The following is a 20,414-nucleotide window of genomic DNA, read 5'->3' as shown; positions in this document are numbered from 1 at the left end:
CTCCAATGCTCAGAAAATTCGCCGGTATCGGTTTACTATTTGTTTCACTCACTTCTTTTGCACAGCAGAAAACTTTCACCCACGCCGACACACTGCGAGGCGCCATCACACCTGAACGCGAATGGTGGGACCTGAACTATTATCACCTCAGCGTGAAGCCCAACGCGAATGACAGCACGCTTACCGGCAGCACGGTGATCACGTATAAGGTGCTCAAACCCTACCAGACCATGCAGGTGGATTTGCAGGAGCCATTGCAGATTACCAAAGTAATCCAGAATGGTGAAGTGCTTACCTACCGGCGGGATGGCAACGCATTTTTCATCACATTAAAAAAACAGCAGGAAACCGGCAAAACGGAATCCATTGAAGTTTTCTACGCAGGAAAACCCCGACTGGCCAAACGCCCGCCATGGGACGGAGGCGTACAATGGGTGCCCGACGGGAAGGGAAATACCATTATTTCCACATCCTGCCAGGGACTCGGTGCCAGCGTTTGGTGGCCTTGCAAAGACCATATGTACGACGAACCCGACAGCATGCTCATCAGTATGACCGTCCCGAAAAATGTAATGGATGTATCGAACGGCAACCTGCGATCGGTGGTCGAGAACGGCGACAATTCACATACATTCAATTGGTTTGTTAAAAACCCGATCAATAATTATGGTGTAAATATGAATGTGGCCAACTACGTAAGCTGGAAAGAGACATTCAAAGGCGAGAAAGGCGATTTGCAACTTAGCTATTATGTATTGCCGCAAAACCTCGAAAAGGCGAAAGAGCAATTCAAACAAGCCCCTAAAATGCTGAAAGCGTTCGAACACTGGTTTGGACCGTATCCTTTTTATGAAGACGGTTACAAGCTGGTGGAAGTACCTTACCTCGGAATGGAGCACCAAAGCTCGGTTACCTATGGAAATGATTACAAAATGGGTTACCGTGGCAAGGACCTTTCCAATACCGGCTGGGGGTTGAAATGGGACTTCATCATCATCCACGAGAGCGGACATGAGTGGTTTGCCAATAACATTACTTACAAGGACGTAGCCGATATGTGGGTGCATGAGAGCTTTACCAACTATTCTGAAAATCTTTACACGGAATATTATTATGGTAAAAAAGCCGGTGAGGATTACGTAATCGGTACACGTGAACTTATTGCGAACGACATCCCCATTGTAGGTATTTACGGGGTCAATCAGGAGGGATCGAAGGACATGTATTACAAAGGCGGAAACATGCTCCATACCATTCGCCAGGTCGTGAACGACGATGAAAAATGGCGCCAGATCCTTCGCGGGCTGAACAAAACCTTCTACCATCAGACCGTCGATGGCTCGCAGATCGAAAACTACATCAGCGAGCACGCGGGCAGGAACCTTTCAAAGGTTTTTGATCAATACCTCCGGGATGTAAGGATACCTGTTTTCGAATATGCATTCACTGGCAAAGGTTTGCAGTACCGGTGGATCAACACCGTTGAAAACTTCGATATGCCTGTTAAAGTGAAGCTGGCAAGCGGGAAGGAGGAATTTCTCTACCCGACAAACGACTGGAAAACACTGAAAGTAAAAGGCGAAAAGTCGCTGTCGGTCGACCGGAACTTCTATGTAGAAGCCAAAGAATCCAAACAGGCTTCGCTATAAATCCCAGCATTCCATTATCAGAAGGTCGCCCTTCTGTGCAGAAACCCTGACCATGCCATCAGCCTCGGCCGAATTACTGCTGCCGGTTCTGTGGCCCATCGTCAGGGTTTCTTTATGAAGATTGTATTTTAATCCACTCGTTTCGATGCCTTCGACGGTGCCTACCGGTATGAGTGAAATCGGCGTCCCTTCGGTGTACCATTTTTCGAAAGTGCCGGTAAGTGGGAATATTTTGGAGTAGTCATCCAGCAGTACCAGTTTGATTTTGTCCTTATAGCGGACCAGATCAGTGATGTTGGTAATAGCATGATCTGCCCGACGCCCGGTAGCCCAAACGATATTAGCCGCCGGAAAACCTCTTTCTATCAAAAACTCGATGGCTTTGTTCAGATCCGTCTTCTCCTGATCCGGCGTATTGACGATCTCCAACGGATGCTGCCGCTCGCGGATCATTTCAAAATCGTGCACGACATCAAAATCGCCCAGCCAGGCATCCACTTTAATACCCAGGTCCAGCACACGATAAATGGCATGATCCAGCACGACAATGTAAGGGCTCCATTCCAGCAACTGCCCCAACAATTCCGGAGAGCAGGCTTCCCCATTAGCAATAATCAAAGCAGGCTCCTGCTTCTCCCGAACGATGTGGTGTGACGACATTAATTACAATTTATCCTTAACGAGGGTAACGAGCTCCGAGAGAACGGTATGGACTTGCAGGAACTGCTCGTTGACTTCCTCGAAGCGCCGATCGATTTGTTCAAAGCGCCGATCGACTTGTTCAAAACGCTGATCGATTTGTTCAAAGCGCTGATCGATTTGTTCAAAGCGCTGATCGACTTGTTCAAAGCGCTGATCGACTTGTTCAAAGCGCTGATCGATACGATCGAATCGCTCGTCGTGTTCTGTCAGCTTTGTTTCAACCCGATCTACCCGTTCTTCCAAGCCCTCAAATCGCCGATCCATTTCTCCAAACCCTTCCCGCATTTCAGCGAAGCCGCGATCTACACGCGTTGTCAGTGATGCTAACCCTTCTGCTACCATTTCAATTTGCTTTCCGTGCTCGTTGGTAATGTTTTCCAGCTGTGCCAGTCTTTCTTCTACGTACATAAAATTCTCGTTAGTATGTGAAATAATAAACCCGACACCATAGCGGTGCCACGCCTACTTAGACGTCTATTTATTAATAGTAACGAGAAACGTGAGTCAATTTTAAACCCCGAGCGCCTTCGCCCGGTTCCAGTAAATATCCATTTCTTCCAGCGTCATATCTGCCAGCGATTTACCATCCGTCTTCGAGGCTTCTTCCAGGTACTGAAAACGACTTATAAACTTCTTATTAGTCCTTTCGAGCGCTGTTTCCGGGTTAATATCGACAAATCTTGAATAATTTACCAGCGAAAACAGCAGGTCACCAAATTCACCTTCGGCTTCCTTTTGATCAATGACATCTGCCGATTCTATGTTGAAGTTCTCCTTGAACTCGTGCAGCTCCTCCTCTACCTTGGCCCATACCTGCAGCTTTTCATCCCAGTCAAACCCAACGCCTCGGGCCTTCTCCTGTATGCGCATGGCCTTCACAAGCGCGGGCAGTGATGCGGGTACACCCGAGAGCACCGATTTATTGCCTTCTTTCAATTTCAGCTTTTCCCAATTCTGCTTGACAGCCTCTTCAGTATCGGCTACGAAATCGCCGTAAATATGTGGATGGCGGGCGACGAGCTTGTCGCAGATTCCGTGCAGCACATCCTTAATGTCAAAATTATAGGCCTTACCTTCCGTCTTTTCCGAACCGATTTTGGCATAAAACACAATATGCAGCAAAACGTCGCCCAGTTCCTTCTGGATTTCAGGCAGGTCGTTATTCAATATCGCATCGGAAAGTTCGTAGGTTTCTTCGATCGTCAGGTGGCGCAGACTGTCCATTGTCTGCTTTCTGTCCCACGGGCATTGCTCCCGGAGCTCGTCCATGATCGTCAACAAACGGTCGAAGGCCATCAGTTGTTGCTGACGGCTTTCGGGCAGATCACTGAATTGTTTTTCCATACCACAAAGATACGGCGAAACCCGTTACTGCCCTGGTACCAGCGGTAATTTAAAGGCTGTCTGGATGAGATTGCTCGTGCATTTGGCGACGATCCGGCCGTGGGCATTCACCAGTCGGCCTTCTACATGGACAATGTTTTTTCCCGCGCGGATCACTGCCGATTTGGCTACCAGTACATCTCCCACCACCGCCGTATTGAGAAAATCGCAATTCAGGTTGACGGACGTGAAGCCGAACTCCCGCCCCAGCGCGTAAACCATCGTCCCGACAATATCATCGAGAATGGTAGCCGCAATACCGCCATGCAATGTGCCCATCGGGTTGCACATGTCTTCCCGCACCTGGTATTCAACCTCCATGGCACCTTCTTCAATGGAAAGCAATACGCCGTTGAGCCATTTGGCGACGGGTGAAAAATGCTGATCCATCGGCTTGCCGACAAGCTGTCTGAGAAAAGAAAGCCGCTTGTTTTCAGTTTGCGGGTCAATCTGCGCGTGTGTGCTCATGGTGTGGGAATGATTAAATTAGTTATGAATGCGATTTTTAAAAATAGTAATTATCGTAGAAAAATTGATGGCTACGAGTCAATGCTATGGATTTTATTGTTACGTATCGAAGGTTATTACTACCTTTGCCGGAGTTTTTGCCAGAGATAAATGCTTACTCATATATGAATTTTACGTTATCGCAGGTTCCCGAGCGTTCCCAGAAACCCAGAACAAAAGGACTTACCATGGTGATGGACAAAGGGCTGAGTGTCAGGGAAACAGAAGATATGCTCTCCATCGCATCACCTTATATAGATATCGTAAAACTGGGATGGGCCACTTCCTTCGTAAGCCCGAATCTGGACGAGAAGCTGGCGATTTATAAAAATGCCAATATTCCGGTGTATTTCGGAGGGACGTTGTTCGAAGCATTTGTTGTAAGGAATCAGTTCGATGATTACCGCAAGCTCCTCGATAAATATCAGTTGACGCACGCAGAGGTTTCCGACGGTTCTATTGAAATGCCGCAGGATGTTAAATGCGAATATATCCGCAAGCTTGCACAGCAGGTTACCGTTCTCTCAGAGGTAGGTTCGAAGGATGAAAACAAGATCATTCCTCCTTACAAATGGATCCAGCTCATCAAATCGGAGTTGCAGGCCGGAGCCTGGAAGGTAATCGGTGAAGCCCGCGAATCGGGTAATGTGGGGTTGTTCCGTGCAAGCGGTGAGGTACGCCAGGGACTTGTGGAAGAAATCCTTACGGAAATTGCATTTGAAGACATGATATGGGAAGCTCCCCAGAAATCACAGCAGGTATGGTTTGTGAAACTGCTCGGAGCTAATGTCAACCTGGGCAACATCGCGCCCAGTGAACTGATCCCGCTCGAAACGATCCGCCTCGGGCTTCGCGGGGATACTTTCAACCACTTCCTGAATACCAAAACCAAGCAGAAGTGGAAAATCGATTCCAAATAGGTCAACCCTCATAAAACAGATTGTCAACTTAACGTATAGCTATGGAATTTTTAACCCAATTCATTGATTTCTTCCTCCACCTCGACAAGCATTTGTTTAACATCGTGGAAGAATACGGTACACTCACTTATGTCATTCTGTTTTTAATCGTCTTCACCGAAACCGGCCTGGTGATCATGCCGCTGCTTCCCGGGGACTCGCTCCTTTTTGCCGCCGGCGCCATTGCCGCTAACGAAACCACCGGTCTGAATGTGTGGCTGATCATCATTATCCTCATTATTGCCGCATTGCTGGGTGATAACGTCAACTATTTCATGGGAAAAACCTTCGGCGGACAGATCAAGAAGCGCGAAAAGATATTGTTCCTGAAAAGAGAATACCTCGAAAAAACCGAAGCATTCTATGAAAAACACGGCGGTAGCACGGTAATCATGGCACGTTTCATCCCGATCGTACGCACGGTAGCGCCTTTCGTGGCAGGTGCGGGCAGCATGAACTATTCAAGATACATCGTTTTCTGTGTCGTAGGTGCATTGCTTTGGGTTCCTACCCTTACATTGCTGGGTTACTTCTTCGGAAATATGGATATTGTTAAAAAGAACTTCGAACTGGTTATCTTCGGCATCATCGGAATCTCCGTTCTCCCAATGATTTTCTCTTATCTGAAAAGCAGGTTTGCAAAGCCTAGCGCGGCGTAATTTTAGACCGCCGACGGCCGCTGCCGATTAGTTAATTGAGTTTATTAACACATTTAAATACCAAGCAAAAAGCGTCGCAGGGCAACCCTACGACGCTTTTTGTTATATCAGCACCGCGCATCGGCGGTCAATGGTCGGCGGTCAAAAAGACTACCGACCATCCAATCGAACCTACGATCTCGAATAATTCGGAGCCTCTTTTTGTATCATAATATCGTGCGGGTGGCTTTCTTTCACACCTGCCGAAGTGATTTTCACAAACTGTGCATTCTGCAACGAATCGATGTCGCCGGCACCGCAATAGCCCATGCCCGCTTTCAAACCACCTACCATCTGGTAAATGATTTCGGAAACCTTACCTTTGAACGGTACGCGGCCTACGATACCTTCGGGAACGAGTTTCTTCACATCGTCCTCGGCATCCTGGAAGTAACGGTCTTTCGAGCCATCTTCCATGGCTTCTACCGATCCCATTCCGCGGTAAGCTTTGAACTTCCGACCTTCATAGATTACAACTTCACCCGGCGCTTCGTCGCTACCTGCGAGCATAGAACCGATCATGATCGTGCTTGCGCCACCGGCTAACGCCTTCGTCATATCTCCCGAGAAGCGGATACCGCCATCGGCAATTACCGGAACGCCAGTGCCTTTCAGGCCTTCTGCTGCCCACATTACCGCAGTAAGCTGTGGGACGCCGATACCGGCAATGATACGGGTTGTACAAATGCTACCAGGCCCCACACCCACTTTCACCGCGTCCGCACCGGCCTCGGCCAATGCTTTTGCAGCTTCGCCGGTTGCTACGTTACCAGCGATCACGTCCAATTTCGGGAACGCCGCTTTAATAGATTTCAATGCATCGATTACACCTCTGGAATGCCCGTGGGCCGTATCGAGGCTTACCACGTCCACACCGGCTTTTACCAACGCTTCAACGCGTTTCAGCACGTCGGGCGTAACGCCGATGGCAGCGCCTACACGCAGGCGGCCGTATTCGTCCTTACATGCATTCGGGTGTGATTTGCGTTTCAGAATGTCTTTGTAGGTAATGAGGCCCGTCAGACGGTATTCTGAATCTACGATTGGCAGTTTTTCGATTTTGTACTCTTGAAGGATTTTCTCCGCATCGTCCAGTGAAAGACCTTCCGAAGCCGTAATGAGCTTTTCCTTCGTCATGATTTCCGTTACCGGCTTGTTCATTTCGCGTTCGAAACGAAGGTCGCGGTTCGTAAGGATACCTACCAGCTTGTGGTCTTTGTCGATAACGGGGATACCTCCGATCTTGAACTCCCGCATAATCTGGTGCGCGTCGCCAAGGGTCGAAGTGTCAAGCAGCGTGATCGGATCGAGGATCATGCCGCTTTCAGAACGTTTTACCTTTCTCACCTGCTCAGCTTGCGCTTCCAGGGACATGTTTTTATGGATTATTCCAATACCACCTTCCTGAGCCATAGCAATGGCCAGTTCAAATTCCGTCACCGTATCCATAGCAGCTGACACAATAGGAATGTTCAACTCGATGTTACGGGTAAGCTTGGTTTTTGTTGATGTGTTACGAGGCAGGACTTCTGAATAACCGGGGATTAACAGAACGTCGTCGTAGGTGAGTGCCTCGAAGAGGACTTTGGATGGGTCTGTGTTCATAGCAAATAAACTATTGTTATTTGCCGGGCAAAATTAAGAATAAGTTCTGAGTAAATAAAATCGAATTGTATTTTTTTTATGACACCAGTACCCGCACTTTTTTAATACGCTTCTTGTCGGCCGACTGCACTTTGAAGGTTACTTCTCGGTGCGTAGCGATTTCTCCAGTCCGTGGAAGTCGTGAAAACAGTTCCAGCAGCAGTCCCGCCAGCGACTCGCTATTGCCCCTAACCTCGTCAAAATAATCGGTTTCGAGGTTCAGAATGCGGCAGAGGTCGTTGATCAACACCCTTCCTTCGAAAACATAGGTGTGCTCGTCGACCTGCGTATAATTTACCTCCTCTTCTTCGTCATATTCATCATTAATATCCCCGAAAATTTCTTCAATAATATCTTCCAAAGTGATCAACCCGCTCGTTCCTCCGTATTCATCGACAACGATCGCCATATGCACGCGGCGGTTCTGGAAATCTTTCATCAAATCGTCGAGGCGCTTGCTTTCGGGAATAAAATAGACGGGGCGCAAGAGTTTCTGCCAGTTGAAATGCTCGTCGAGGTGAATATGCGGCAATAAATCTTTCACATTCAAAATACCCTCTATATGATCCAGATCGTCGCGATAAACCGGCACCCGCGAGTAGCCCGATTTATTAATTCGGTCCATCAACTCGTGAAAATCCAGCTCAATATCAAATGCGGTGACCTGCACCCTTGCCTGCATGGCTTTCCTCGCATTGGTTTGCCGAAAATTGGCCAACCCCCGGAGCAAATCGGTTTCTTCTTCACTCTCCGCCTTGGCTTCCAGCATTTCGGTTGTGATTTCGGCACCATGGGGAGTGAGCACGCCAAATGAATACCCGAGCTTCATGATCGGCTGGGTCAGCGGCTTGCATATTTTGATCAAAACCTGTGTAAGACCGGAAATTTTTGGAATAAACTCCTGCGCTTTGCGCGCGCTATTGTAGCGCACCATCGCGTCGAGCCATATCCAGATTACGAGGAACGCGAGTACCGCCCAGCGCACCGTTTCCACGCTTCCGGCTTGCATATGCAGCCACGCAAGGCGCGCCGCCAGCAACAATGCAAATAGCGTGAGCCCACGCTGGACAAGCGAAAGCGCAAGCTGCTGAATGCGTGTGGGTAAGTGATTATCTCCTTCCGCCTTACGCTCCCAGGGGTTTTCCATCGCGCCGGATGCCGCATAAGCTGCCCGGATTCCCGATAAAAACAGGGAAATACTCAGCAAAAAAATAACAAGGATGAAGTCGTAAGGAGCCAGGAAGTCAATGGGTATGATAACCCCTGCCAGAGTGGTTTGCGTACTTTTCCGGGGGAAATGAATCCCCGTACGCGTTCGGGCAAGCGGGTCGTCACTGTCTTCGGTTTCTTTCACGAAATGTCAGAGAATGTTCAAAATAGCTATTCAGTCAGATAAATGTAGCGAATCCCGCTTGAAAACTGCATCAATTCTGGAATAAATACATTTTAAGCAGGATTCGTCCATATCTCACCGAATGCCTCAGAACGGTAGATCGTCGTCGTCGTTGCCGGCCGCCATCGATGGCGGGATGGGGTCCGACGGTCGCGGCGCATTGTTACCGCGCGGCGCATTGCCCGACTGCTGGTAACCACCTTGCTGACCGCCCTGGTTGTAATCTCCGCCTTGCCCGCCTCCCGACGGACCGCCGCCCGACGGACCGCCCAGCAGCGTCATGCTATTCGCGCGGATCGTTACACCGGTACGCTGCTGACCTTCCTTGTCCGTCCAGGTATCGGTGCGGATACGGCCTTCGATATACACCTGATTACCTTTTTTCAGATACTTTTCGGCCACTTTCGCCAGGCCTTCCCAAAGTTCGATACGGTGCCATTCGGTATTATCTACGCGCTCGCCATTTTTGTTCGTGTAAGATTCGGTAGTCGCGATATTGAACTTCGCTACCGCCGATCCGCTTTCGAGGTACCTGACCTCCGGGTCGCTGCCCAGATTACCGATCAGAATTACTTTATTAACGCTTCCTGCCATGATTTTTTAACGTGGTTAATGTTTGTTGCAACCTTAAATATAGGCAAATTCCGCGAGAAATGCCTGTTAAATATCCTGCTCGGTGATCTTGCCGGTCGTCTTGTCTTTCAGGATCAGTTTGTTGCGACCATCGTGTGTTACTTCCTGCTTGATCAAGTAATGTGTATCATTGTACGAAACATAGTTGGAAGGTTTTTCAACGCCCTCGCGTCCGCGCCACACGGGAAGCTCCACTTTTTCCCAAAGCTTCGTTTTCGCCGATTTATAAGCCGCATCGATCACCGCATTCACAATATAGCCGTCGTAAAAAGTTTCCGCAGGCGCATTCCCCTTTTCCACGGAATTGAACATATCCGTGAACATATGGTTGTAACCCAGGTCATTCACCTCATCACCGACCGGAAATAGCCAGCCGGTATTGCTTTCAGCCTTTTCAGCTACATATTCTTCGCCGGCGCCGTCGGGATTTTGCCCTGTTGTAAACATTTCAAAACCCGTTCTCAGAAAGTTATTGATCCAGATTGTTCCCTCGGTACCCATTACCTCGTCACGCAAATCCATCCCGCCGCGGAACGTCCAGCTCACCTCGAACTGCCCGATAGCACCGTTTTCATATTTAACCAATGCAATCGCATGGTCTTCGGCATCGATCGGCTTCACCTGGGTGTCAGCCCAACACATTACCTCGACGGGCTTGATATCCTTACCAATAAAATTCCGAGAGATTTCAATGCAATGGCATCCCAAATCCAGGATGCAACCGCCGCCGGCCTGCTCGATGTCCCAGAACCACTCGCTATGCGGGCCAGGATGCGCCTCGCGCGATTTGGCCCAGATAATGCGGCCTAATGAACCATTTTTGACACTTTCGAGCGATTTTAAAAACTTTGGGGTATAGCAAAGGTCTTCCAGATACCCCGCAAAAATGCCTGCTTCTTCCACGACTTTCAGCATGCGCAATGCCTCCGCGCCATTCCGGCCCAGCGGTTTGGTAGACACGACGGCCTTCTTATGCTTGGCACAAAGCAATACCGCTTCCTCGTGAACATTATTGGGCAATGCAATGCAAACCATATTCACATCGGGATGCGCGATTACCTCTTCCATATCCGACGACCAGAAATCACATCCATAATCGTCGGCGAATTTCTTGGCGCTTTCTTCCCGTCGCGCATAAATGGCTACTACTCGGTCGCGGCCGCGTTGCCCATGGATAGATTCCGCATAAAAGCGGCCGATAAAGCCGGAGCCCAGCATTGCAATTTTCTGCATATCAGTAATCAATTTTAATATTTTGGAAACGAGTCATGCATTGTCAGGTGTAGTCAAGACGTCTTCACCTCATTCTCCCAGCCGGTCGATTTTAGCGCCGGGTCATTTTCCTTTTTGAGAAAATCCGCATTTTCAAATGATGCTGCATTCCATTCAAGCAATGCGTGGTCGGGCACAATGGAAACCGGTACCCGCCAGGAAGTGGTGGTCTCGGCGTAGGCGATGTTGGATTGGGAGTTATAGCAGGAAATCAGCGACCAGCGCGGGTGTTCCGACAAGTTCGCCTCCGAACGGTGCATGAGGTTGCTATGGAAAAACAATGCATCACCCGGCTCCAATTCGCAATAAACCAGCTCCATCGTTTTCAATGCGTGGTTCACCATCTCCATGTCCGCGCCTACCTGCTCGCCCGCAAAGCCGTGGTTGACCCGGCCCATCTTGTGCGAACCTTTGATCACCTGCAAACAGCCGTTTTCCTTGTTCGCAGGCGTCAATGCGATCATCACGCTCATCAGCTGGTCAGGGTAAATGAACTGATTTTTATACCAATACCCATAATCCTGGTGCCATTCCCACGCGCCGCCTACCTTGGGCTCTTTTTGCATGAGTTTGGTGTGAAAATGACAGACCTGGCTCTCCTCCTGCAAAAGCTGCCAAACGGAATTGACCATTCTTTCACTTCGGATCAAATACCCGAATACATCGTCGCCCGGCGTGAACCACAGCGACAGCTTGGTTTTCTTCCCGGTCTGGTCGTTCAGGTCCATCGCATTCTTCTGCATCACCGAATTTTCGATCGCGGTATCGTATAGTTTTCCAACCTCCTCGGTAGAAAACAGGCTTTTCACCACAATATAGCCGTCGCGATTATAGTCGGCGATCTGGCTGGCATTCAAACTGAAACTTCCCATGACTGGCGCTCGGTTAAGTGTTTAGTACAAAAATATATTACTTAAAACACAATTCCGCTTTCACGCATCACTACTACAAGCAGGTTTCAGGCAGTAATGATCAGGCGGTCAGAGGTAATTTTCCTCCCGCAAAACCGTGTCGATCAGAATCGGCTTCGGAAGCCCTTCTACTTCCTCATGATTGTAAAAAGCCATTCCGTGGGGCAAATCTATCCTTTCGGATTCGGGAATTTCGAGCCACCAGAACCGCACTTGCAGGCGCTGGTGTGTGAGGATGTGGGAATAGAGTTTGGGGATTTCGGTCAGACGGCCTTTTTTCAACAGGTTTTGAAAAACCAGGTCAGGTATGGTCAGAGAGTCGGGAGTTGTGGAAGGTGTTTGGGATTCTATGAGGTGGAAATCGTACAGACCTTTCCAGATGTCGCGGGCACGGCGCTCGTACATGGCAAGCCTATCGCCCTGTTTAATGATGAAATAGTTTAAAAACCGATGCTTGACGGTCAGCTTCTTGATTTTGACAGGCAACTGCCCCTGCATCTGGTGCGCATAGGCGAAGCAACGATCCTTAAAAATACAAACCGTACAATTCGGCGACGATGGCACGCATTGCAATGCCCCGAACTCGATCATAGCCTGGTTGTAAGTGGCTGGATCTTCTTTTGAAATCACCTCTTTACCCACTGCCCAAAACTCCTTTTTCCCTTCATTACTAAGCATATCCGACTGAATACCGAATATGCGCGCCATTACACGGTACACATTACCATCGATCGCCGGCACCGCCTCGTCGAAAGCGAAGGAAGCAATGGCTGCGGCTGTGTATTGGCCGAGCCCTTTTAGTTTCAAAAGCTTTTCAGATGTTTCGGGAAATTTCCCTTGGTAATCGTTCACCACCTGCCGGGCAGTAAAATGCATGTTCCGCGCCCGGGAGTAATAGCCCAGTCCCTGCCATAGCCGTAGTACCTCGCGCTCGTCGGCCGCAGCCAGGTCGAAGACTGTCGGATATTGCTCCGTAAAACGCTCATAATAAGGTAACCCCTGGGCTACACGCGTTTGTTGCAGAATCACCTCCGACAGCCAAATTTTATATGGATCTTTGGTTTCCCGCCAGGGTAAAGGGCGATGGTTTTCGAGATACCAGGATTTCAGTCTTCTGTTAAAATCAATCACCTCCAAATCGCCCGGTATCATATTATTTTCACTTATGTGCACTGTTTTTTAATGAATTATATAAAAAAGGGGAAGATCATCCTTTTAAGTTTTATTAAAATTACCGTACCTTTGTGTTCCCAAAATTTACAGCAGTAAGTAAATTAATGAAATAATATCCACTTAAAGTAAACAATCAAAGTGACTAAGGCAGACGTAATCGCACAGATTTCCGAGAAAACAGGCGTAGACAAGGGCGACGTTCAGCAAACGCTAGAATCGTTTTTTACCGTGGTAAAGGACTCACTTTCTGATGGTGAGAACCTTTATGTTAGAGGTTTCGGTAGTTTCATCAACAAAAAACGTGCGCGCAAAGTGGCCCGCAATATTTCAAAGGGAACTTCCATGATTATTGACGAGCACTTTGTACCAAGCTTCAAGCCTGCAAAAGTTTTTGTTGAGCAGGTAAAAGAAAGTGACAAACTGAAAGCAGTCGCTGAAAAGTAATTTACCTGAAAAGGTTGGGTTATAAGAATTATGAAAAAGTCCATTTTACTGTCTTGCGTGCTTGCGGTAGCACTGGTAGGAACGCTGTTCAGCCTTCCCAAGGTGGTCGTAAACAACAAGGGCAAAGAGGTGGACAAGGAAAAGGGCCAGTCGGCTGCCACGGCAAGTGCTTCGGCACCAGTTGCTGCTGAGTCTTCTTCCAAATCGCATGATGGAGCCGCTTTATCCCCTGATCAGCAGAAAGTTATAGATCAGCTCAGAAGCGGCTTCAATCAAGCGGGTGACAAGGACAAGGTTGCTGCGGGCATCAAGCTTTCGGATGAATTTGCCAAGCTGCAAAAATTTGACAGCGCTGCATTCTACGCCGAAAAAGTTGCCCTGCTCTCCCCTGCCATCGAAAACATTATGCGTGCGGGAGACCGTTATTATGAGGCGTACGGTTTCGCGGTGGACGAGCAGAAAGCAAAAAACCTGGGTTCCAAAACCCGCGAATATTACCAAAAAGCAATTGACCAGAATCCAGGACTGTTGACTGCCAAAGCCAACATGGCGATGACATACGTGAACACTGAGAACCCGATGCAGGGTATTCTCATGTTGCGCGAAGTGATCGACGCGGACCCTACCAACGAATTGGGATTATTCAATTTGGGGATCCTGTCCATGAGATCTAACCAATATTCAAAAGCTGCTGACAGGTTCAGACAGATTTTAACCAACAATCCTGCGAATACGAAAGCTAAGTTCTATCTTGGTCTTTCACTGGTGGAATTGGGTGACAAGGAACAAGCAAGCAAAGTTCTGTCGGAGGTTAAAAAAGAAGAGAAAGACCCGGTGATCCAACAAGCCATCGGCGAGTTGGAAGGCCGTCTGAAAAACTGATCATCAGATCATTAAGGAAATACATTACTTATTTTATAAAACGACATAATCATGCCTTGCGGAAAAAAGAGAAAAAGACATAAGATCTCCACTCACAAGAGAAAGAAAAGACTTAGAAAAAACAGACATAAGAAGAAATAATTGGCTATGACCGGGTTTTAGTATTAAGATCCGGTCATCGTTATTCCCCACGTTTGTATCCCGCTAACAGTCTGATATGCGGGGAGTTAAGTATCAACATTATCGAGCCATTCAGTTGGTTGAACATTGAGTAACGAATTACTAATCAATTCTACTCAAAAGGGAGAGCGTATAGCCCTTTTGCAGGATAAACGTCTTTTAGAATATCACGTAGAAACACCGGACCAGAGCTTTACCGTAGGCGACATTTACCTCGGTACCGTTCGAAAACTGGTGGCAGGGCTCAATGCTGCCTTTGTAGACGTTGGTTTTGAGAAAGATGCATTCTTGCATTACCTCGATCTGGGGCCTAATATCAACTCGCTGAACAAGCTCACCAAGGACGTTATCTCCAAGCGTACGCATACGGGCAACTTGAAGAATTTCAAGATGGAGCCGGAAATCGAAAAGCTTGGAAAAATCGATAAAGTCCTTTCCAAAAACCAGCCAATCCTGGTTCAGATCGTCAAGGAGCCTATTTCTACAAAAGGTCCGAGACTTTCATGCGACATTTCGATCGCAGGACGATATATTGTACTTGTCCCATTTTCGAATTCAGTCAACCTATCCAAAAAGATCACCGACAAGCAGGAGAGAAACCGCTTGCAGCGGCTGATGTCGTCTATTAAACCTCAGAATTTCGGGGTGATCATCCGCACGGTGGCTACCGGCAAGGATGTGGACGAGCTCAACAAGGATTTGCAGGACTGTCTGGACAAATGGGAAAACGGTATCAAAGCGCTCCGCGATGCCAAGCCACGCGACCGCGTGATAGGCGAAATGAACCGCGCGTCTTCCATCATCCGCGACATGCTCAACGAGTCCTTCGACAGCATTACGGTTGATTCCAAGGAAGTGTACGATGATATCAAAGCTTATATTCACAACATTGCGCCGGAAAAGGAGAACATCCTGAAATTGCATAATGGAAAGAATAAGCTCTTCGAACAATTCGGCCTGGAAAAACAGATCAAATCACTGTTCGGACGCTCGGTAAGCCTTCCCAACGGCGGTTACCTGATCATCGAGCATACGGAAGCATTGCACGTGATCGACGTTAACAGCGGTAACAAATCCAATTCGGAAGAAGACCAGGAAGCGACGGCATTGAGCGTGAACCTCGAAGCGGCGAAAGAAATTGCCCGTCAGTTGCGCCTGCGCGATATGGGCGGAATCATCGTCGTGGATTTCATCGATATGAAAAAGGCGGAGAACAAGCGCACGCTGTTCGACGTCATGCGCGATGAAATGAAGGGCGACCGGTCGAAATACACCGTTCTTCCGCTTTCAAAATTCGGTTTGCTGCAAATCACGCGTCAGCGCGTGAGGCCGGAAATGAACATTGTTACCCGCGAAACCTGCCCTACCTGCGGCGGTACGGGCACAATTCAGGCGAGCATTCTCGTATCCGACGTGATCGCCAACAACCTCGATTACATCCTCACCAAGCAGAACGAGCGCGGCATTACCATTTCGCTCCACCCGTTCCTGCATTCGTACTTCACCAAAGGATTGATTTCCGAACAGATGAAATGGTTCTTCCATTACAAAACCTGGGTGAAACTGATCAAAGACTCGTCGCTAGGCGTGGTGGATTTCAAATTCCATAACCGATATGGGGAGGAGATTGAGATTGTGCCAACGAACTAGTTCGTCAGGTTTGGTCATTTGTCGTCAGGTACAGTTATTCGTAGGCAGGTTGTAGCCAGGCCTTGTTATCAGGCTGTTATTTCCCTTTCCAGATTGGTTCCCGCTTTTCTTTGAACGCCACTGTGCCTTCTTTGGCATCTTTGGTTTGTAGCAGCTTATCCAGCTCGCTTTTTAGGAATGCATGTTGCTCGCTCTGAGGCAAGTTTTGTATTTTTTGCAAACATCGCATTCCTGATTGTATAGCCAGTGGAGCGCTATTACAGATCTCGGTGGCTAGCGCATTTACCTCTATCTCAATCTGTTCTTTTTCCACTACTCGGGTTACCAGTCCCATTTCCAGTGCCTCCGCGCCCGAATAGGCCTTTCCGGTTATCGATATTTCGAGAATCTTTCGCTGCGGCAAAATGGGCAATAGCGACGCCATTACCTGCATGGGCCAAATGCCCCGCTTAACCTCTGGTAGACTGAACGTAGCCTCCGGAACACTGAACACAAATGTGCAGCCGCATATCATCAGAAAACCACCGGCGAGTACCGGCCCTTCGACCTGGGCAATGCAGGGTTTCAGCAGTTCATCAAATGCATCCCCAAGCCTCGCTTCCTCACGTATAATAGGCAATGTTGGATTCACGGCATTGGCCGAAGCGTCATGAAAAGCATTCAAATCTGCCCCAGCGCAAAAAACCGGACCTTCCGCCTTTAAAACTACACAGCGAATATGGGTCTCGTAATGCGCATACGCGAGCGCGAAGATGATTTCTTCCGCCATCGTAGGCGTGAATGCATTTCGCTTTTCGGGCCGGGCTAATGTAAGGGTAAAAACATGTCCGGCCTTTGCAGTTTTGATATGCAAAAACCGGACATGATCGAAAGTCTGGATATCCTCTTCGGTGTAGAATCGCATGCCAAAACACGGTTAGTTCGCTTTGGCAAGTATAGTAAATTATCGGCTTACCACGCCCTCAACCATTTTAATATACTGTGCGATACCTTCTTCGATCTCGTGCAGGTAAATAAACTCATCCGCACTATGAGAGCGTGCGGAGTGGCCCGGGCCCATTTTCAACGACGGGCAATCGAGCAATGCCTGGTCGGAAGTGGTAGGCGAACCGTAAGCATTACGGCCGAGTTTCAATCCTTCAACTACAATCGGATGATCCATCGGAATGCTCGATGGCCGCAGGCGGATCGAGCGCGGTGTTACTTCGGATTGAATATTTGCCTTAATTTCCGCGATTACTTCTTCCAAAGTATATTGTTCCGTCACGCGGACGTCGATCGTGAATGTGCACGCGTCGGGTACGACGTTATGCTGCGTCCCCGCATTGATGATCGTTACAGACATTTTGATCGGGCCGAGCGTCGGGGAAACTTTGGGAAACTTGTATTCGGTGATCCACTGAATGTCCTTCAAAGCTTTGTAAATCGCATTGTCCCCTTCCTCGCGCGCTGCATGGCCCGAAATACCTTTTGCCGTACAATCCAGTACCAGCAAACCTTTTTCAGCCACGGCCAAATGCATTTCAGTAGGCTCGCCTACAATGGCAAATGCGATCTCCGGAAGCTCCGGCGCCACGATTTCAAGCCCCTCTTTTCCAGAAATCTCTTCCTCGGCCGTTGTGGCAATCGCGATATTGTAAGCCAGATCTTCCCTGTTATAGAAATAGCAGAAAGTAGCGATCAGCGACACCAGGCATCCACCGGCGTCATTACTTCCCAGACCGTAAAGCTTTCCATCCTGCTCGATGGCTTTGAATGGATCGAGCGTCCAGGATTTGTTAGGCTTTACAGTATCGTGGTGCGAATTGAGCAACATCGTAGGCTTCGCAGCATCGAAATGCTTGTTATAAGCCCAGAGATTGTTCTTTTTAGTATGAAAAGGGATGTTCTTTTTTGAGAAAAAATCCGCAATAATTTTAGCTGTTTGTTCCTCTTCCTTGCTGAATGAGGGTGTCTCGATGAGATTTTTTAACAGCTCGATGGCCTCCTTGGAGAGCGTTTGTATGTTTTCCAAAGTGTTTACCATCTTACTTGTCCATCACCTTTAACAATCCATTTCTCGGTTACCAGCTTTTCCAATGCAAATGGTCCCCTGGCGTGCAGTTTTTGTGTCGAAATACCGATTTCCGCGCCTAATGCAAAAACGCCGCCGTCGGTGAAGCGGGTAGAAGCATTGGCATAAACCGAAGCGGCGTCCACCTCTTTCAGGAAGGTTTCAATCGCTTCCTCGTTGGTGGAGACAATCGCTTCCGAATGCCTGGAAGAATAGTTTTCGATCTGTTTTAAGGCATCTTCCAACCCATCAACGACCTTTACAGAGCATTTGAAGTCCAGGAATTCTTTTCCAAAATCGTCTTCGCCGGCTCTTTGCAGGAAAGGATATTCGGCTCCTTTAAGAATGTCATAAGATTCTTCATCGGCAAAAACCTCGACATTCCATTTGACAAAGTCTTCTTTCAATTTCGGTAAAAACTCGCCTGCAACAGAACGATCAACCAGAACAGTATCCAGCGCATTACAAGCGGAAGGTTTTGAAACCTTCGCATTCACGACAATCTGAGCACCTTTATCAAGGTCGCCGGTCTTTTCAATATAAGTATGGCAAACACCCGCGCCGGTTTCAATCGTAGGAACCAGTGAATTCTGGCGAACAAATTTGATCAATCCTTCCGAACCGCGTGGAATGATGATATCCACGTACTGAATGGCCGTCAACAGCTCACCCACGAACTCGCGGCCCGTTGGCAGCAACGTGACAGCCGCCGCAGGCACGCCGAACTCCGCCAGTGATTCATGTATAAGGCTTACCAGGTAATTATTGGAATGCTGGGCTTCCTTACCGCCTTTGAGCACGCAAGCATTCGCGGAGCGCAGGCATAATGAAGCCACGTCGATCGTTACATTCGGACGGGATTCGTAAATCACGCCTACCACACCCAGCGGCACGGCTATTTTCTTCAAAGAAAGCCCCTGCTGAATGGTTTTCTCGACAAAAACTTCTCCCGTTGGGTCCGGGAGCTCGGCTACCTCAATCAGACTTTGCGCCAGTTCATTGATCCGCTTCTGGTTCAGGAGCAGCCGGTCCTTTTTCGGGTCGGCATCATCCATCAAATCCAGATCTTTCCGGTTTTCGGCGATGATGTTTTCGGCGTTGGCCAACACTCTGGCCGAGAGGTTGATCAGCAGATCAGCCCTTTGCCTGTCTGTCAGCCGGCGAACGGCAGCTGATGCCTCCCGCGCTTCCTTTAATTGAGGTACTATCGATTCCATTATAACAAAACTATATCATTGGCATGTGCCACTTCAAAATTCACTGTTTTCAGATTCGTGCGGATCGCCGAGGAAGTCTCGCGCGCCCGTGCGACTGCTATCATTTCGTCTTCCAACGAGTATATTTCAATGATCTCGCCTGCTTCAAATTCGCCCGTTACTTCGGTGACGCCTACCGCAAGCAAACTCTTACGCTTCAATAATGCTTTGGACGCGCCTTCGTCGACACGCAATGTACCGGATACCAGGCCACCGCTTCCCAACCAGCGGTTGCGGGCTGAAAGTGTACTTTTTCCGGGTGTTATCAATGTCCCTGCTTCGCCTTTCAATGCATTCAGCAGTTCATTGGGTTGATTCATTCCAAAGATTACCACGCGGATCGCCATTCTGGATGCCAGCTTTGCGAAAGTCAGCTTGGAAGCCATTCCGCCGAGACCGAGGAAAGATTTATCCGTTCTGACAAACTTAAAAACCTCGTTCACATTGGATACGTTCCGCAGGATTTTGCCTTCCTCGTCGAGCAAGCCGCCTACGGAAGTGCAGAACATCAGCGATTCGGCCCCGAAACCGACAGCCAGCAAGGTAGCCAGCTCGTCGTTATCCGAAAATTTCAGCTCGCGGTCGCTTACCACGTCGTTTTCGTTTACGATGGGGATAATGTCGTTATCCCAAAGTTCTTCAAACGTTTCTTTGAGTTGCAGAAATTTATTGCGGTTCGCGAAATGCTGGCGTTCGCAAAGGCTTTGGGCGATGTAAATCTTATTGGGGGCAAAATAGGAAGCATAAAGGCCCACCAACAGCGGGTTCCCGACGGACGCCGCAGCCTTTCGCTGAGTCATCGTACCCTTATAATCATTAATATAAGCCTTACCAGCACCCACCGCACCCGACGAAACAATGATAATGCGATATCGCGGATGGATTTCCGAAACCTGCCGGGCTATTTCCGAAATGATCCTGACATCAGGTTCACCCGAAGCGAGCGTAATGGAGGCCGTCCCGAACTTTATGACGAGAATAGGTTTTGACACTTTGGTATTCAAATAAGCGGCACATTCATGCGG

General features: G+C 48.5%; 20 protein-coding genes. 7 read left to right on the top strand and 13 right to left on the bottom strand.

The window, feature by feature from the left end:
• Nucleotides 1-5 precede the first annotated feature (5 nt).
• On the top strand, nt 6-1,649 hold the full coding sequence (locus BMW93_RS19815; RefSeq protein WP_090380260.1) for a M1 family metallopeptidase: 1,644 nt from the start codon (nt 6-8) through the stop codon (nt 1,647-1,649).
• Here BMW93_RS19815 and BMW93_RS19810 read toward each other — a convergent pair.
• Nucleotides 1,644-2,309: a thiamine diphosphokinase gene (locus BMW93_RS19810; protein WP_090380257.1), complete on the bottom strand. Its 666-nt coding sequence runs from the start codon at nt 2,307-2,309 to the stop codon at nt 1,644-1,646. The genes BMW93_RS19815 and BMW93_RS19810 overlap by 6 nt on opposite strands.
• Nucleotides 2,310-2,357: 48 nt before the next feature.
• Here BMW93_RS19810 and BMW93_RS35505 point away from each other — a divergent pair, with 48 nt between their 5' ends.
• On the top strand, nt 2,358-2,672 hold the full coding sequence (locus BMW93_RS35505) for a hypothetical protein (protein WP_177194136.1): 315 nt from the start codon (nt 2,358-2,360) through the stop codon (nt 2,670-2,672).
• 189 nt (nt 2,673-2,861) lie between these two features.
• Here the strand turns inward: BMW93_RS35505 and mazG are convergent, their stop codons facing one another.
• Both mazG and BMW93_RS19795 read right to left on the bottom strand, forming a co-directional pair.
• A complete protein-coding gene (gene mazG, locus BMW93_RS19800) occupies nt 2,862-3,695 on the bottom strand; it encodes a nucleoside triphosphate pyrophosphohydrolase (RefSeq protein ID WP_090380251.1) in 834 nt (277 codons plus the stop codon).
• 24 nt (nt 3,696-3,719) lie between these two features.
• Nucleotides 3,720-4,202: a PaaI family thioesterase gene (locus BMW93_RS19795; protein WP_090380249.1), complete on the bottom strand. Its 483-nt coding sequence runs from the start codon at nt 4,200-4,202 to the stop codon at nt 3,720-3,722.
• Between the two features lie 164 nt (nt 4,203-4,366).
• Between BMW93_RS19795 and BMW93_RS19790 the strand changes: the two genes are divergently transcribed.
• The gene (locus BMW93_RS19790; RefSeq protein ID WP_090152220.1) at nt 4,367-5,161 is read left to right on the top strand and encodes a phosphosulfolactate synthase; all 795 of its coding nucleotides are present in this window, start codon (nt 4,367-4,369) and stop codon (nt 5,159-5,161) included.
• A 41-nt stretch (nt 5,162-5,202) separates the two neighbouring features.
• Nucleotides 5,203-5,859, top strand: coding sequence for a DedA family protein (locus BMW93_RS19785; protein WP_090380246.1), 657 nt, complete (start codon nt 5,203-5,205; stop codon nt 5,857-5,859).
• Nucleotides 5,860-6,030: 171 nt separating this feature from the next.
• Here BMW93_RS19785 and guaB read toward each other — a convergent pair whose 3' ends face one another.
• From guaB to mutY, 6 genes are all read right to left on the bottom strand, one after another.
• Nucleotides 6,031-7,503 (bottom strand): IMP dehydrogenase, encoded by a 1,473-nt coding sequence (gene guaB / locus BMW93_RS19780; protein WP_090380243.1) that lies wholly within the window; start codon nt 7,501-7,503, stop codon nt 6,031-6,033.
• Nucleotides 7,504-7,579: 76 nt separating this feature from the next.
• Entirely contained in the window at nt 7,580-8,896 is a 1,317-nt protein-coding gene (locus tag BMW93_RS19775) for a transporter associated domain-containing protein (RefSeq protein ID WP_090380240.1), read from the bottom strand.
• A gap of 126 nt (nt 8,897-9,022) precedes the next feature.
• Entirely contained in the window at nt 9,023-9,529 is a 507-nt protein-coding gene (locus BMW93_RS19770) for a single-stranded DNA-binding protein (protein ID WP_090380237.1), read from the bottom strand.
• Between the two features lie 66 nt (nt 9,530-9,595).
• On the bottom strand, nt 9,596-10,801 hold the full coding sequence (locus BMW93_RS19765; protein WP_090380234.1) for a Gfo/Idh/MocA family protein: 1,206 nt from the start codon (nt 10,799-10,801) through the stop codon (nt 9,596-9,598).
• 53 nt (nt 10,802-10,854) lie between these two features.
• Nucleotides 10,855-11,712: a phytanoyl-CoA dioxygenase family protein gene (locus tag BMW93_RS19760; RefSeq protein ID WP_090380231.1), complete on the bottom strand. Its 858-nt coding sequence runs from the start codon at nt 11,710-11,712 to the stop codon at nt 10,855-10,857.
• A 108-nt stretch (nt 11,713-11,820) separates the two neighbouring features.
• Nucleotides 11,821-12,903 (bottom strand): A/G-specific adenine glycosylase, encoded by a 1,083-nt coding sequence (gene mutY, locus BMW93_RS19755; protein WP_177194135.1) that lies wholly within the window; start codon nt 12,901-12,903, stop codon nt 11,821-11,823.
• Between the two features lie 159 nt (nt 12,904-13,062).
• Here mutY and BMW93_RS19750 point away from each other — a divergent pair, with 159 nt between their 5' ends.
• The 3 genes from BMW93_RS19750 to BMW93_RS19740 all read left to right on the top strand — a co-directional run bounded on the left by BMW93_RS19750 (nt 13,063) and on the right by BMW93_RS19740 (nt 16,080).
• Nucleotides 13,063-13,368 carry an HU family DNA-binding protein gene (locus tag BMW93_RS19750; protein WP_015813879.1) on the top strand — a complete coding sequence of 102 codons (306 nt, stop codon included), beginning with the start codon at nt 13,063-13,065 and terminating at the stop codon, nt 13,366-13,368.
• A gap of 30 nt (nt 13,369-13,398) precedes the next feature.
• Complete coding sequence (locus BMW93_RS19745; protein WP_090380225.1) at nt 13,399-14,250, top strand: tetratricopeptide repeat protein; 852 nt, start codon at nt 13,399-13,401, stop codon at nt 14,248-14,250.
• 267 nt (nt 14,251-14,517) lie between these two features.
• Complete coding sequence (locus tag BMW93_RS19740) at nt 14,518-16,080, top strand: Rne/Rng family ribonuclease (RefSeq protein ID WP_177194134.1); 1,563 nt, start codon at nt 14,518-14,520, stop codon at nt 16,078-16,080.
• Nucleotides 16,081-16,156: 76 nt separating this feature from the next.
• Here the strand turns inward: BMW93_RS19740 and BMW93_RS19735 are convergent, their stop codons facing one another.
• From BMW93_RS19735 to proB, 4 genes are read right to left on the bottom strand one after another with little or no spacing between them, the layout of a single operon-like run.
• On the bottom strand, nt 16,157-16,984 hold the full coding sequence (locus BMW93_RS19735) for an enoyl-CoA hydratase/isomerase family protein (protein WP_090380217.1): 828 nt from the start codon (nt 16,982-16,984) through the stop codon (nt 16,157-16,159).
• Nucleotides 16,985-17,023: 39 nt separating this feature from the next.
• On the bottom strand, nt 17,024-18,106 hold the full coding sequence (locus BMW93_RS19730; protein WP_090380214.1) for a M20 family metallo-hydrolase: 1,083 nt from the start codon (nt 18,104-18,106) through the stop codon (nt 17,024-17,026).
• Complete coding sequence (locus BMW93_RS19725; RefSeq protein WP_090380211.1) at nt 18,100-19,350, bottom strand: glutamate-5-semialdehyde dehydrogenase; 1,251 nt, start codon at nt 19,348-19,350, stop codon at nt 18,100-18,102. Before BMW93_RS19725 ends, BMW93_RS19730 begins: the two co-directional genes overlap by 7 nt.
• Nucleotides 19,350-20,381: a glutamate 5-kinase gene (gene proB / locus BMW93_RS19720; protein ID WP_090380774.1), complete on the bottom strand. Its 1,032-nt coding sequence runs from the start codon at nt 20,379-20,381 to the stop codon at nt 19,350-19,352. Before proB ends, BMW93_RS19725 begins: the two co-directional genes overlap by 1 nt.
• Nucleotides 20,382-20,414 lie beyond the last annotated feature (33 nt).

It is taken from the genome of Dyadobacter sp. SG02, from assembly GCF_900109045.1.
Taxonomy (GTDB): domain Bacteria; phylum Bacteroidota; class Bacteroidia; order Cytophagales; family Spirosomataceae; genus Dyadobacter.
The sequence above is the reverse complement of the archived record's forward strand: the minus strand, read 5'-3'. Positions and strand labels throughout refer to the sequence as shown.

What these genes read in the sequence shown, in the direction of transcription:
- BMW93_RS19790 (WP_090152220.1), top strand. Translation starts at nt 4,367, where the DNA reads ATGAATTTTACGTTATCGCAGGTTCCCGAGCGTTCCCAGAAACCCAGA.
- BMW93_RS19735 (WP_090380217.1), bottom strand. Translation starts at nt 16,984, where the DNA reads ATGCGATTCTACACCGAAGAGGATATCCAGACTTTCGATCATGTCCGG.
- BMW93_RS19760 (WP_090380231.1), bottom strand. Translation starts at nt 11,712, where the DNA reads ATGGGAAGTTTCAGTTTGAATGCCAGCCAGATCGCCGACTATAATCGC.
- BMW93_RS19770 (WP_090380237.1), bottom strand. Translation starts at nt 9,529, where the DNA reads ATGGCAGGAAGCGTTAATAAAGTAATTCTGATCGGTAATCTGGGCAGC.
- BMW93_RS19810 (WP_090380257.1), bottom strand. Translation starts at nt 2,309, where the DNA reads ATGTCGTCACACCACATCGTTCGGGAGAAGCAGGAGCCTGCTTTGATT.
- BMW93_RS19795 (WP_090380249.1), bottom strand. Translation starts at nt 4,202, where the DNA reads ATGAGCACACACGCGCAGATTGACCCGCAAACTGAAAACAAGCGGCTT.
- guaB (WP_090380243.1), bottom strand. Translation starts at nt 7,503, where the DNA reads ATGAACACAGACCCATCCAAAGTCCTCTTCGAGGCACTCACCTACGAC.
- BMW93_RS19725 (WP_090380211.1), bottom strand. Translation starts at nt 19,350, where the DNA reads ATGGAATCGATAGTACCTCAATTAAAGGAAGCGCGGGAGGCATCAGCT.
- BMW93_RS19745 (WP_090380225.1), top strand. Translation starts at nt 13,399, where the DNA reads ATGAAAAAGTCCATTTTACTGTCTTGCGTGCTTGCGGTAGCACTGGTA.
- BMW93_RS19765 (WP_090380234.1), bottom strand. Translation starts at nt 10,801, where the DNA reads ATGCAGAAAATTGCAATGCTGGGCTCCGGCTTTATCGGCCGCTTTTAT.
- BMW93_RS19785 (WP_090380246.1), top strand. Translation starts at nt 5,203, where the DNA reads ATGGAATTTTTAACCCAATTCATTGATTTCTTCCTCCACCTCGACAAG.
- mazG (WP_090380251.1), bottom strand. Translation starts at nt 3,695, where the DNA reads ATGGAAAAACAATTCAGTGATCTGCCCGAAAGCCGTCAGCAACAACTG.
- BMW93_RS19730 (WP_090380214.1), bottom strand. Translation starts at nt 18,106, where the DNA reads ATGGTAAACACTTTGGAAAACATACAAACGCTCTCCAAGGAGGCCATC.
- BMW93_RS35505 (WP_177194136.1), top strand. Translation starts at nt 2,358, where the DNA reads ATGGACTTGCAGGAACTGCTCGTTGACTTCCTCGAAGCGCCGATCGAT.
- mutY (WP_177194135.1), bottom strand. Translation starts at nt 12,903, where the DNA reads ATGATACCGGGCGATTTGGAGGTGATTGATTTTAACAGAAGACTGAAA.
- BMW93_RS19815 (WP_090380260.1), top strand. Translation starts at nt 6, where the DNA reads ATGCTCAGAAAATTCGCCGGTATCGGTTTACTATTTGTTTCACTCACT.